Origin of the sequence: Xanthobacter versatilis (genome assembly GCF_043193975.1) — a bacterium.
GTDB lineage: Bacteria > Pseudomonadota > Alphaproteobacteria > Rhizobiales > Xanthobacteraceae > Xanthobacter > Xanthobacter autotrophicus_E.
This window is the reverse complement of the sequence record NZ_JBAFVB010000004.1, coordinates 85,111-97,903: the sequence shown is the minus strand read 5'-3', so window position 1 is coordinate 97,903 and position 12,793 is coordinate 85,111. Positions and strand designations below refer to the sequence as shown.

The 12,793-nt window shown below is 67.8% G+C and carries 11 protein-coding genes; 10 read left to right on the top strand and 1 reads right to left on the bottom strand.

Annotated features, from left to right (window positions below; genetic code table 11):
- Positions 1 to 26: 26 nt before the first annotated feature.
- Positions 27 to 1,013 carry a complex I NDUFA9 subunit family protein gene (locus V5F66_RS10180; RefSeq protein WP_012113714.1) on the bottom strand — a complete coding sequence of 329 codons (987 nt, stop codon included), beginning with the start codon at positions 1,011 to 1,013 and terminating at the stop codon, positions 27 to 29.
- A gap of 314 nt (positions 1,014 to 1,327) precedes the next feature.
- Here V5F66_RS10180 and rpsT point away from each other — a divergent pair, with 314 nt between their 5' ends.
- The 10 genes from rpsT to V5F66_RS10130 all read left to right on the top strand — a co-directional run bounded on the left by rpsT (position 1,328) and on the right by V5F66_RS10130 (position 12,677).
- Positions 1,328 to 1,597, top strand: a complete 270-nt coding sequence (gene rpsT, locus V5F66_RS10175; RefSeq protein ID WP_012113713.1) for a 30S ribosomal protein S20 — start codon at positions 1,328 to 1,330, stop codon at positions 1,595 to 1,597.
- Positions 1,598 to 2,691: 1,094 nt separating this feature from the next.
- On the top strand, positions 2,692 to 4,212 hold the full coding sequence (gene dnaA, locus V5F66_RS10170; protein ID WP_394008756.1) for a chromosomal replication initiator protein DnaA: 1,521 nt from the start codon (positions 2,692 to 2,694) through the stop codon (positions 4,210 to 4,212).
- Positions 4,213 to 4,634: 422 nt separating this feature from the next.
- A complete protein-coding gene (gene dnaN, locus V5F66_RS10165; protein WP_011995681.1) occupies positions 4,635 to 5,756 on the top strand; it encodes a DNA polymerase III subunit beta in 1,122 nt (373 codons plus the stop codon).
- Positions 5,757 to 5,848: 92 nt separating this feature from the next.
- Positions 5,849 to 6,985 (top strand): DNA replication/repair protein RecF, encoded by a 1,137-nt coding sequence (recF, locus tag V5F66_RS10160; RefSeq protein ID WP_394053815.1) that lies wholly within the window; start codon positions 5,849 to 5,851, stop codon positions 6,983 to 6,985.
- Between the two features lie 148 nt (positions 6,986 to 7,133).
- Positions 7,134 to 8,387, top strand: coding sequence for an ABC transporter substrate-binding protein (locus V5F66_RS10155; protein WP_011995683.1), 1,254 nt, complete (start codon positions 7,134 to 7,136; stop codon positions 8,385 to 8,387).
- 128 nt (positions 8,388 to 8,515) lie between these two features.
- A complete protein-coding gene (locus V5F66_RS10150) occupies positions 8,516 to 9,400 on the top strand; it encodes a branched-chain amino acid ABC transporter permease (RefSeq protein ID WP_011995684.1) in 885 nt (294 codons plus the stop codon).
- A 17-nt stretch (positions 9,401 to 9,417) separates the two neighbouring features.
- Positions 9,418 to 10,452: a branched-chain amino acid ABC transporter permease gene (locus V5F66_RS10145; RefSeq protein ID WP_394093780.1), complete on the top strand. Its 1,035-nt coding sequence runs from the start codon at positions 9,418 to 9,420 to the stop codon at positions 10,450 to 10,452.
- Positions 10,449 to 11,186: an ABC transporter ATP-binding protein gene (locus tag V5F66_RS10140; protein ID WP_011995686.1), complete on the top strand. Its 738-nt coding sequence runs from the start codon at positions 10,449 to 10,451 to the stop codon at positions 11,184 to 11,186. Before V5F66_RS10145 ends, V5F66_RS10140 begins: the two co-directional genes overlap by 4 nt.
- Positions 11,173 to 11,943, top strand: a complete 771-nt coding sequence (locus V5F66_RS10135; protein ID WP_394093779.1) for an ABC transporter ATP-binding protein — start codon at positions 11,173 to 11,175, stop codon at positions 11,941 to 11,943. The genes V5F66_RS10140 and V5F66_RS10135 overlap by 14 nt, the downstream gene beginning before the upstream one ends.
- Positions 11,944 to 11,972: 29 nt before the next feature.
- Positions 11,973 to 12,677, top strand: coding sequence for an SDR family NAD(P)-dependent oxidoreductase (locus V5F66_RS10130; RefSeq protein WP_394053818.1), 705 nt, complete (start codon positions 11,973 to 11,975; stop codon positions 12,675 to 12,677).
- The last annotated feature ends 116 nt before the right edge of the window (positions 12,678 to 12,793 follow it).

The window sequence follows — 12,793 nt, the reverse complement described above, 5'->3', positions numbered from 1 at the left end:
GAGGTCCGGGCCCCGGCGCATTGCGATCACGTCTCCACGTGGGTGAACTGGCCGGCCTTGCGGAAGCGCCAGAGATAGGTGGGCAGCACGGTCGCGAGCGCGGTGGGGGTGATGTCGAGGCCGGCGAAGGTGCGTCCTTCCGCCTTGGCGGCGTCGGAGACCACATTGTCCGAGCGCAGCATGGCCACCTGATCGGTGGTGAGCGGCGCGCCGGGCGCCCATTGGGTGAGACGGGCCATCAGGTTGGCCATGCCGAACGGCAGGTCCACCAGCAGGCGCTTGTGGCCGATCTCGCGCAGCACCAGCTCCATCAGTTCGCGGAAGGTGCGCACCTGCGGCCCGCCCAGTTCGTAGGTGGTGCCGGCCTTGGCCTTGCCGTCCACCGCCTTGAGGATGGCGGCGGCCACGTCGCCCACGAACACGGGCTGGAAGCGGGTCGTCCCGCCGCCGATCAGCGGCAGCACCGGGGAGAGGCGCGCCATGGCAGCGAAGCGGTTGAAGAAGTCGTCCTCGGGTCCGAACAGCAGGGAGGGACGGAAAATGATGGCATCGGCCGCTGCGGCACGCACGGCAGCCTCGCCCTCGGCCTTGGTGCGGCCGTAGCCGGAGGGGGAGTTGGCATCGGCGCCGATGGCGGAGACGTGCACCAGCGGCGCGCCTTCCCGGGCCGTGGCCTGGGCGATGGCGCGGGCGCCGAAGGCATGGACCGCATCGAAGCTCTGGCGGCCGGACTGGGACAGCACGCCCACGAGGTTCACCACCGCCTCGGCGCCGTCCACGGCGCGGGCGACGCTCTCGGGATATCGCACGTTGGCCTGGCTGACCTGGATCTGGCCGACGAAGCCGAGCGGCTGGAGGAAGCCCGCGAGTTCCGGCCGTCGCACCGCCACGCGCACGCGGTAGCCGCGCATGGCCAGCGCCCGCACCACATGCCGCCCGAGGAAGCCCGAGCCGCCGAACACGGTCACAAGGCTGTCGCTCACAGGACGATCGGTCACCGTCACATCGCTCATGCCGAACCCCCGCTCGCCGGCATTCCGCCGGTCCCCTGTGGTGGTGGATCTGCCGGGGACGCTTTTGCGGCCCCGGCACGTTCCTATATAGAGTGCGTCGAGCACATACGCGATGCAGGACCCCTCCGTAAAGGCGCCGCGATGCCGCCCTTGGGTGAGCCCGCGTGCACTGAAGAGTTGACGCGGGCGCGCTGCGACACTATAAGCCCGGCACTTCGCTGGCGGTCCTGCCGCCGGCTTGTCCACCCATTCATGCGCGACGCGGAGGGGCCATACGGGCCGCAAAGCCGGGCGCGAACCAGCAAGGACGGCCGATGGCCAATACGCCTTCCGCCAAGAAAGCGGTGCGCAAGATCGAGCGCCGCACCGAAGTGAACCGGTCTCGCCGCTCCCGCGTGCGCACCTACCTGCGCAAGCTTGAGGATGCGCTCACGGCCGGTGACGCCACCGCCGCCACCGCGGCGTTCCAGGCGGCGGAGCCTGAGATCATGCGCGCCGTCACCAAGGGCGTGCTGCACAAGAACACTGCGTCCCGCAAGGTCTCGCGCCTTGCCGCTCGCGTGAAGAAGCTCAGCGCTGCTTGATTTAGATCAATCAAGAATGCTGTCTTAACTTTAAAGGCCCGGCATTGCCGGGCCTTTTTGCTTGGCACAATCAAAATGTGGCAGGTAGCGGGCTGCTCGACCCTAGAGTGGCGATAGTCCCGATTCTCTCCAATCGTCAAGTCCTGCTTTCCGGCCGCTTGTGGAGGGGGCATGGGGCCGCCCTTCGACCGATCAGAAAAACGACATCCGGGTGAAAGGCTTAAAGGCTAAAGGTCGGAAGACGCCAAAGCGGACCCATTTCAGGGGTAGGAAAACACCTCGCCGCGCGGCGTTATTTCGCGTCCGCCGGCCGTCGCGTCCGCTCGGAATCTCACTGTCGCGACAGAGGTTTGCCGGCTGATATCGAGAACCGGTGCGGGTTGGTGGCGTCCTGGCTTGTGCCCGTTATCCCATGGGGCAGGGGAAAGGCGTTGCACCCCCAAGAGGGGCTGTGTATGTTCAATCTCACTCCGGGAGCGACACCGGGGTTCACCGACAGAATGAAGTTTTCACGGCTCTTCGTGCATGAGGAGGGGATGGCTGTGCTTGTATTCTTTCACCGCCCTCCCTTTGGTTGCTGTGCTGTGAATGTGTGTATCCTTCGTTCCGTCGAGCTATGCTAAGAGCGATTGTCTGGTCCCAGCTCTGAGCACGTTTTAGAACAAGCAAAAATCTGATTAATTCCAACGGCTGCCGATGAACTTCGTCGGCGGAAATGGGGCGGCTATGACTTCTGGCACACAAGCGGCAGCGGATGCAGCGGCATTTAAGGCTCACTTTCCGACTGCATTGCGTTGCGTTCCGATCGTCGGGAGTGCTGGCCTCGAGTTCATCTGTGCCTCGCCCCCTCCTCGCGGCAAGGATCGCGCATGACTTTGCGCTGATGCCGTAACAGCGTCCTGCGGACGTACCTGAAAACACCGCTCTCAATTTGCAAAAGTGCGCGCAGCCCGAAAGGGCGCGGACGGCTTTTGCGTCACTAACCAGGGAACCGCGTCGAACGCGGTCGGGGCTCGATGCTCAAACCTCATGCGCCGGCCGCGCGTCGTGCCGGATCGAACACGTTTCAGCCTGCCCTTGCGGAGACCGCCGGAATGGAATGCGCGACGACCGCGACCACCCCTTGGGAGCGCGTCCGTCAGCGCCTGCGTGAAGAGATCGGCGAGGAGAAGTTCACCAGCTGGTTCGCCCGTATGGACCTCGACAAGCTGACCGCCGACGCGGTCCAGCTCTCCGTCCCCACGCGCTTCCTCAAGTCGTGGATCCAGGAGAATTATCTGCCCCGCATCGCCGACATCTGGGCCGAGGAGAGCGGCGCCAAGCGGCGCGTGGACCTTGCCGTGCGCAATGCGTTTGCCCGTCCCGTGGCGCTGAAGGCGAACACGGTGCGCGAGGTGGTGACCGAGCGCACCGACATGCATTCCGGCGATACCCGCCAGCAGCCGGCCCGGACCTCCGACGGGCGCTCCACCGATGCCCGCGGTGCCGATGGACGGGGCTCTGATGCGCGGGCTGTCGAGCCCCGTGCCGCAGCGGCCGCCCTGTCCGACGCGGCGGCAGGGGACGTGGCGTCCGGCTCCCCCCTCGACGCCCGCCTCACCTTCGAGACCTTCGTGGTGGGCAAGTCCAATTCGCTGGCTTTCGCCGCCGCCAAGCAGGTGGCCGAGAGCGCCCCCGGCTCGGCGCCTGTGTTCAACCCGCTCTATCTCCATGCGGCCGTGGGCCTCGGCAAGACGCACCTGTTGCAGGCCATCGCCCGCGCCGGCGCGGTGGGCGGCCGGCGCACCACTTACCTGACCGCCGAGCGCTTCATGTATGGCTTCGTGGCCGCCCTGAAGACCCATTCGGCCATCGCCTTCAAGGATGCCCTGCGCACCATCGACACGCTGGTGATCGACGACCTGCAGTTCCTGAAGGGCAACAATCTCCAGCAGGAATTCTGCCATACCCTCAACGCCCTGCTGGACGGCGGGCGGCAGGTGGTGGTGGCGGCGGACTGTCTGCCCGGCGAGCTGGAGCATCTCGACGAGCGGGTCCGCTCGCGCCTCGCCGGCGGCCTGGTGGTGGAGCTGGCCGCGCTGGAGGAGGACCTGCGCCTCGAGATCCTGAAGGCGCGCTACCAGACCCTGACCGAGCAGCATCCGGGCTTCGCGGTGCCGGCGCCGGTGCTGGAGTTCCTGGCTCGCAGCGTCGGCCAGAGCGGGCGCGACCTCGACGGCGCGCTGAACAAGCTGCTGGCCTTCAACCAGCTCACCGGCGAGCCGGTGACGCTGGAGATGGCGGAAAACGCGGTCAAGGACCTCATCCGCCCCACCGATCCCAAGCGGGTGCGGGTGGACGACATCCTGCGCGTGGTGGCCAAGCATTATAATGTGTCGCGCGCGGACCTGCTGTCCCAGCGCCGCACCGCCACCGTGGTGAAGCCGCGCCAGATCGCCATGTATCTGGCCAAGACCCTCACGCTGCGCTCGCTGCCGGAAATCGGCCGCCGCTTCGGCGGTCGTGACCACACCACCGTGCTGCACGCGGTGCGTAAGATCGACGGCCTCGTCAACGCCGACCGGGCGCTGGCCGAGGAGATCGAGGTGCTGAAGCGCCTCGCGCTGGAGGCCTGAGCGGGTCGTCATCGACGCTTCGGGCCCATGGTCCGCGAATCCGGCGCCTGACGGCGCCGTTTTCGTTTGTGCCGGCCGAGTGGAGCGGGGCGTTCCAGCGGCCGTTTCAGCCGCGCGGGTGCGGGCTGCGGTGGATCGCGGGGGCAGCGGCGACGCCATGCGGTAAAAATAAGCCAGCCGCCCTTGCCTTGGCGCGCCTTGGGCGGCAATGTCTGCGGCCCGGCATCCGTCCTCCCGGCGGGTGCCCGCGCGACGCTTCCCGCGTTCCGCGCAATCGCCACTTGGCGCGCGATCCACCTTGCCCGTGACAGCGGGGGAGGGCGGAACGGGCGCCGTCCCCGAACGACGAGGCGGACCCACCGGCGGGACGTAGGCGCCCGTGGGAGGCCGGCTCCAGAGCGAAGAGTGAACGGGCCAGGACCATGAAGGTCACCGTCGAGCGCGCCGAGCTTCTCAAATCGCTCAGCCACGTCCACCGCGTCGTCGAGCGGCGCAACACCATTCCGATTCTCGCCAACGTGCTGATCAAGGCGGGCAAGAACGGGCTGGAGCTGAAAGCCACCGACCTCGACCTGGAGGTGGTGGAGAGCGTTCCGGCCGAGACCGGCCAGGCCGGGGCCACCACCGTGCCCGCCCATGTGCTCTACGACATCGTGCGCAAACTGCCCGAGGGTGCGCAGGTGCAGCTGGAGGCGGGCGGCGAGCGGGGTACGCTCACCGTCAAGGCGTCCCGCGCCCGGTTCTCGCTGCAGACCCTGCCCGAGGCCGACTTCCCGGACCTCGCTGCGGGCGAATTCTCCCATACCTTCAAGGTGAAGGGCGCGGACTTCCGGCGCCTGGTGGACAAGACCCAGTTCGCCATCTCCACCGAGGAGACGCGCTATTACCTGAACGGCATCTATCTCCACGTCACCGAGGGCGCCGGCGGCAAGTCCATGCTGCGGGCGGTGGCCACCGACGGCCACCGCCTCGCCCAGGCCGAGCTGGAGGCGCCGGCGGGCGCGGCCGGCCTGCCCGGCGTCATCGTGCCGCGCAAGACCGTGGCCGAGATCCAAAAGCTGCTGGAGGACAAGGAGGCGGAGGCCACCGTCTCGCTCTCCACCACCAAGATCCGGGTGCAGGTGGGCTCCATCGTGCTCACCTCCAAGCTCATCGACGGCACCTTCCCCGATTATGGAAGGGTCATTCCGCAGGGCAACGACAAGACCCTGATCGTGGACAAGGACGAGTTCGCCGCCGCGGTGGACCGCGTCTCCACAGTGTCCAGCGAGCGCGGGCGGGCGGTGAAGCTGTCGCTGGCCGAGGGCAAGATGACACTCTCCGTCACCAATCCCGATTCGGGCAGCGCCACCGAGGAACTGGAGGTGGACTACACCGCCGAGCCCCTCGATATCGGCTTCAACTCCCGCTACCTGCTGGACATCACCTCGCAGCTGGAAGGCGACACGGCTGAACTGAAGCTGGCCGACCCCGGCTCGCCCACGCTGGTGCGCGATTCCACGAAGACCGACGCGCTCTACGTGCTCATGCCCATGCGGGTGTGAGCCGGGCAAGTCTGGGCGCGACCGCCGACGCCGGGTCCAGCCCCGTGGCCGCGGGACCGGCCGCATTCGCCGCAAGACCGGCCGAAAGGTCCATGCCCCACGCCGCCATCCGCAAGCTCACGCTCACCGCCTTCCGGTCCTATCCGTCGGCGCAGGTGAGCGTTGGGGACGGGCCGGTGGTGCTCACCGGGCCGAACGGCGCGGGCAAGACCAATATCCTGGAGGCCCTGTCCTTCCTCTCCCCCGGCCGGGGGCTGCGGCGGGCCCAGCTGGGCGACGTGGGCCATCGCGCGCCCGGCGCCGCCGGCGAGGTGCCGTGGGCCGTCTCCGCATTGGTCGAGGGGGCGCTGGGTGAGGTCCGACTCGGCACCGGCCATGATCCGGCGCAGGAGGGCGGGGTGCGGCGCTGCCGCATCGACGGCGAACCGGTGCCCTCCGCCAATGCCTTCCTCGATCATCTGAAAGTGCTGTGGCTGACGCCGGAGATGGACGGCCTGTTCCTTGGCCCCCCCGGCGACCGGCGGCGCTATCTGGACCGCCTCGTGCTGGCGGTGGATGGTGCCCACGGCACCCGGGTCAACGGTCTGGAACGGGCGCTGCGCTCGCGCAACCGGCTCTTGGAGGAGAACGGCTCGGCGCGCTTCCTCGATGCGGTGGAGCACGAGGTGGCGGAGCTGGCGGTGGCGGTGGCGGCGGCGCGGCTGGAGACGGTGGCCCGCCTTGCAGCCGAGATCGCCGCCCACCGCGACGATGCTTCCCTCTTTCCCTTCGCGGAGCTGGCCCTGGATGGGGCGGTGGAGCGGCTCATCGCCGTCCATCCCGCGCTGGAGGTGGAGGACCGTTACCGTGCCCTCCTGCGCGACAACCGCCCCCGCGACCGGGCGGCGGGCCGCACGCTGGAGGGGCCGCACCTCACCGATCTGTCGGTGAGCCATGGCGAGAAGCAACTGCCCGCCGCGCGCTGCTCCACGGGGGAGCAGAAATCCCTGCTCATCGGCCTCACCTTGTCCCATGCGCGGCTGGTCGCCTCCATGCAGGGCTTCTCGCCCATCCTGCTTTTGGACGACGTGGTGGCCTATCTCGACGCCGCGCGCCGCACCGGCCTGTTCGAGGCCCTGGCCCGCCTCGGCGCGCAGGCCTGGATGACCGGCGCCGACCCCACCGCCTTCGCCGCGCTGGATGGCGCCGAGCGCTTCGAGGTGGCGCCGGGGACGATCGGGCGGGCGTAAGGCGCGGGCTCCTCTTCTGAAGATGCACTCCGCTGTCGCTGCAGCGGGTCGGGCCACGATGTGAGGCCTCCGAACAACCTCGCTTGACTCCCTCCTCACTAAACATCATATATCATACATACTAATAAGACGACCCGTGGGAGGGATGATGATCCGGCAGATTCTGGGTGGCACACTGGTGCTCGCGGCGGCGGCCGCCATCGGTCTTGCACCGGCGAAGGCCGATCCGCAGGACGTGACGGTGGGCTTCGTGCTGCCGCTGTCCGGCGGTTCGGCCACCATCGGCAACCAGACCAAGCTCGGCGCCCAGGTGGCGGCCGAACAGATCAACGCGGCGGGCGGCATCGCCTCCCTCGGCGGGGCGAAGCTGAAGCTGATCTTCGCCGACAGCCAGTCCAAGCCCGATATCGGCGCCTCGGAGACCGAGCGGCTGATCCAGCGCGAAAACGTCGCCCTGCTGGTGGGCGCCTACAACAGCGCGGTCACCTTCCCGGCCTCGGAAGTGGCCGAGCGCTACAAGACGCCGTGGATCGTCACCGGCGCGGTGAAGGACGAGATCACCGAGCGCGGCTTCAAATACGTGTTCCGCCCCAATAACAAGGCCACCTACGACGCGCGCGAGCAGCTCGACGCCATCGATCTTCTGAAGAAGGAGACCGGCAAGGGTCCCTCAAGCATCGGCCTGTTCTACGAAGGCACCGACTGGGGCCGCTCGCACGCCGCGAACATCAAGAAGTTCGCCAAGGAGCGCGGCTACACCATCTCCCTCGACGAGAGCTTCCCGCCCAATCAGGTGGACTTCACCGCCCAGATGCTGAAGATCCGCGCGGCGAAGCCCGAGGCGCTCATCGTGGTGGCCTATACGCCGGACCACCTGCTGTTCACCCGCCAGTATTTCGAGAACAAGATCAACATTCCCTACGGCATCCACTCGGTGGGCGGCGGCTCTGAAGATCCGTCCTTCTACAAGGCGGTGCCGCAGAAGGCCGTTGACTATCTGTTCGTGCAGGAAGACTGGCAGATCGACCGCCTGAAGACCGACACCGACCCGCGCGTGGTGGATGCAAACACCCGCTTCAAGGCCCAGGCCGGCTACGACATCAATTCCTACGGCGCCCAGGGCATCTCCAACATCTACCTCATCAAGGACGTGCTGGAGCGGTCCGCCTCCGCCGACCGGGAGAAGATCCGCGACGCGCTCGCCGCCACCGACATCACCTCCGGCATGCCGCTGATCGTCGGCTACCAGCGCATCAAGTTCGATGAGCAGGGCCAGAACACCTTCGCCCATGGGGTGATTTCCGAGAACATCGGTGGCGAGCGCCGCACCATCTGGCCCTCCGCCAACCGCGCCCCCGACACCAAGCCGGTGTGGCCGGTGCCGGACTGGTCGGCCCGCTGAGGCGCGCCCAGCGCGCAGCACGCGGCACTCTGGCGCCGGGAAGCCGGCGCCCTTTTTACCTGCCATATCCCCGTCCCCGATCCCGGACGGCGCCGCGTGCCGCGCGCCGTCCCCACGGAGGTGACCCCATGGATCCCCTGACCCTTTCCTTTGCGGTCATCAACGGACTTCTGCTTGGCGGAATCTACGGTGGCGTCGCCCTCGGGCTGAGCCTCATCTTCGGTGTCATGCGCGTCATCAATTTCGCGCACGGCTCGTTCCTGATGCTGGCCATGTATTGCTCGTATCTTCTTTGGGCGAGCCTTGGGGTGCATCCCTATGTCAGCATTCTTGTCACCGTGCCGTTCCTGTTCGCCGTCGGCTATGTGGTGCAGAGCGTAGTCATCTCCCCGCTCATCCGGCGCGAGCGGGCGCTGGTGGTGGAACCCACGAGCGCCCTGCTGCTCACCGCCGGCGTCTATCTGGTGGTGGACAACAGCGTGCTCATGGCGTTCGGCCCGGACGTGCGCTCGGTGACCACCGACATCACCTATGAATCGATCTTCGTCGCCGGCCTGCCCATCAACATGGCCCGGCTCATCGGCTTTGCCGCCGCGATCCTCGTGGCCTTCGCCCTGTCGTTCTGGCTCAAGCATTCGGACATGGGCCGTGCCATCCGCGCCACGGCGCAGAACCGGGATGCGGCGGCCATGTCCGGCATCAACGTGCCGCTGATCTACAACGTCACCTTCGGCCTCGGCTGCGCCGTGCTCGGCCTGTTCGGGGCGCTGCTGGTGCCGTTCTTCTCCATCACCCCCACCATCGGCCTGTCGTTCGGCATCAAGTCGTTCCTGGTGGTGGTGCTGGGCGGCATCGGCTCCATCCCCGGTTCGATCCTCGGCGGGCTGCTGCTCGGCGTGTTCGAATCCGTGGCCGCCCAGTTCGTCACCGCCACCTCGGCGGCGATCTTCTCCTTCGGCCTGTTCATCGTGATCCTGCTCATGCGGCCTGCGGGCCTCATGGGCCGAGCTTGAGAAGGCACGGGTTCTCCATGCGCGCCTCCTTCACCCTCATCCTCGGTCTGCCGCTGTTCGTGGCGGCGCTGATCCTGCCGTTCGTGGTCGCCGACAGCTATGTGGTCCATTCGGCGGCCATGGTGCTCTATTTCGCCTACATGGCCTCGTCGTGGAACTTGGTCTGCGGCTATGTGGGGCAGGTCTCGCTGGGCCACGCCGCCTTCTCCGGCATTGCCGGCTATGCCAGCGTGCTGCTGTTCACCGGGCTCGGCCTGTCGCCGTGGATCGGCATGATCCTCGGTGGCCTGCTGGCGGCGGCCATCTCGGTGCCGGTGGGTTATGCCACCTTCCGGCTGAAGGGGCCCTACTTCACCCTCACCAGCATCGCCTTTGCCGAGATCATGCGCATCTGGCTGGAAAATACCGACGAGTTCCTCGGCATTCCGCTGAAGGGTGCGCAGGGGCTCACGGTTCCGCCGGTGGGAGGCACCAGCTTTCTCGCTTTCCAGTTCGACGGCAAGCTGCCCTATTACTTCATCATCCTCGCCATGCTGGTGGGGGTGATGGCGGCGACCCATGTCATGGAGCGCTCGCGGCTCGGCTTTTACCTCAAAGCCATCCGCGGCAACCGCGACGGCGCCGAGGCTCTGGGCATCGACCCCACCCGCTACTGCCTGACCGCGCTGGCGCTCTCCGCCTTCCTCACCGGCCTTGGCGGCGCCTATTACGCGCAGCTGTTCCGCTACATCAATCCGGAGCGGAACATGGGCATCGACCTGTCCATCGACATGGCGGTGATGACCATCGTGGGCGGGCAGGGCACCCTGCTCGGCCCGACGCTGGGCGCTTTGGTGCTGCATCCGGTAGGCGAGATGGTGCGCGCCATGCTGGGCGGCCATGTGCTGGGGCTGCACCTCATCATCTACGGCGTCGTGCTGATGCTGGCGGTGCTGTATTTCCCGAAAGGCATCATCGCCCCGCTCCAGCGCTGGCTGACCCCTGCACCTAAAACACCCGCCCCGAAAGCGCCGGCGCAGATGGTGACGCCCAAGGAGGTCGAGGGACGATGAGCACCCGCATCCTCGAGGTGGACGGCATCTCCAAGCGATTCGGCGGCCTGCAGGCGGTCTCGCCGCTCTCCTTCCACATGGAGCCGGGCGAGATCCTCGGCCTGCTCGGCCCCAACGGCGCGGGCAAGACCACCGCCTTCAACATGATCGCCGGGGCGCTGCGCACCGACACCGGCGCCATCCGCTTCAGCGGCCGCGACATCGTGGGCGAGAAGCCGTGGGACATCTGCCGGCTGGGCATCGCCCGCACCTTCCAGCTCTCCAAGCCCTTCGGCGGGCTATCGGTGGTGGAGAACGTGATGGTGGGCGCCTTTGTGCGCACGTCCTCCGAGTCGGAAGCCCGCGCCGAGGCCGAGAAGGTGGTGGATTTTCTGGGCCTGTCCGCCAAAGCCTGCACGGATGCGGAGGACCTCACCGCCTTCGACCGGCGCAAGCTGGAACTGGGACGGGCGCTCGCCACCGGCCCGCGCCTGCTGCTGATGGACGAGGTGGTGGCCGGCGCCACACCCACCGAGGCGCAGGAGATGGTGGCGCTGGTGCGCCGGGTGCGCGACCTCGGCGTCTCCATCCTCATCGTCGAGCACGTGATGAAGGTGATCATGGGCCTGTCGGACCGGGTCATCGTGCTCGACTACGGCAAGCTCATCGCCGATGGACCGCCGCAGCAGGTGGTGAACCAGCCCGACGTGCTGAAGGCCTATTTCGGAGAGCGCTATGTCCATGCCCGCGCTTGATAACCTTGCAGCTGGGGCGTCCGCGTCCAAGGCGTTCGCTCGGGATGTGCCTGCGCTCGAGGTGAAGGACCTGTGGTCCGGCTATGGCGAGCAGGACGTGCTGCGCGGCATCGACATTTCGCTCAAGCCCGGCTCCATCGTGGCGCTGATCGGCGCCAACGGGGCCGGCAAGTCCACGCTCCTGCGCACCATTTCCGGCCTCATCCGGCCGCGCCGGGGCGAGATCCGCCTCGGCGGCGAGGGGCTCTCCGGCCTTGCGCCCCACCGCATCGTGGAGCGCGGCTTCGTGCAGTCGCCGGAAGGCAAGCAGCTGTTCCTCGACATGTCCATCCGCGAAAACCTGCTGGTGGGCGCCGCCAACCCGCGCGCCCGGGCGCGGCGGCAAGAGACGCTGGAGGAGGTGTTCGACCTCTTCCCCATCCTGAAAGAGCGGCAGGCCTACAACGCCTCCACCCTGTCGGGCGGGCAGCAGCAGATGGTGGCGGTGGGCCGCGCGCTCATGGCCCTGCCGAGGGTGCTGGCGCTGGACGAGCCGTCGCTGGGCCTTGCCCCCATCATGGTGGACCGCCTGTTCGAGAGCATCGCCCGCATCCGCGAGCGCGACCTCACCATCCTCATCATCGAGCAGAACGTGTTCCAGGTGCTGGAGATGGCGGACTACGGCTATGTGCTGGAGAACGGCGCCGTAACCCTCTCCGGCCCCGGGCCGGACCTGCTCGCGAACGATCATCTCAGGGCGAGCTATCTGGGGCTGTGAGCCCCGCCGCCCCATCGGGAGACATCCACATGACTGCTTTGGAGCGCGTCGCCGTCGTCACCGGCGGCGGCACGGGGATCGGCCGCGCGGTGGCCGAGCATCTGCTGGCGGACGGCTATAGTGTGGTGGTGGCCGGGCGCGACCGGGATGACGACCTGCCGGCAGCCATCGGCTTCGCCGAGCTGGATGTCACCGATGCGTCGGAGGTGGCGGCCTTTGCCGCCGGCTTCCCGCGCCTGTCGGCGCTGGTGAATTGCGCCGGCATCATCCTGCACGAAGGCCGGGAACTGACGCCGGAGGGCTTCGCCAAGGTCATCGACGTGAACCTCAACGGCTCCAACATCACGACGCTGGCCTTCCGCGCGGCGCTGGGCGCGGCGGGCGGGGCGGTGGTGAACACCGCATCCATGTGGAGCTATTTCGGCTCGGGGCGGAACCCGGCCTATGCGGCGAGCAAGGGCGCCGTCCTCCAGCTCACCCGCTCCCACGCGGTGGGGTTCGCGGCCGAGGGCATCCGCGTGAACGCGGTGGCGCCGGGCTGGATCGAGACCCGCCTGTCCGCCGGCGCGTTGCAGAACCCCGAGCGGGCCGGACCCATCATGGCGCGCATCCCCATGCAGCGCTGGGGCAAGCCTTCCGACGTGGCGCAGGTGGTGGGCTTCCTCCTGTCCCCGGCGGCGGCCTATGTGACGGGGGCCATCATCCCCGTCGATGGTGGCTTCGGCATCGCGTGATGGGCGGGTGGGGAGGTGTTTTGCCTGCCGCCTCCCGCCGTCATGCCCTGGCTTGGCCGGGGCACCCATCGCGCCGCGTGCGGGCCGTGTGAAGGCGGGAGCGCGTCCCGGCCGCC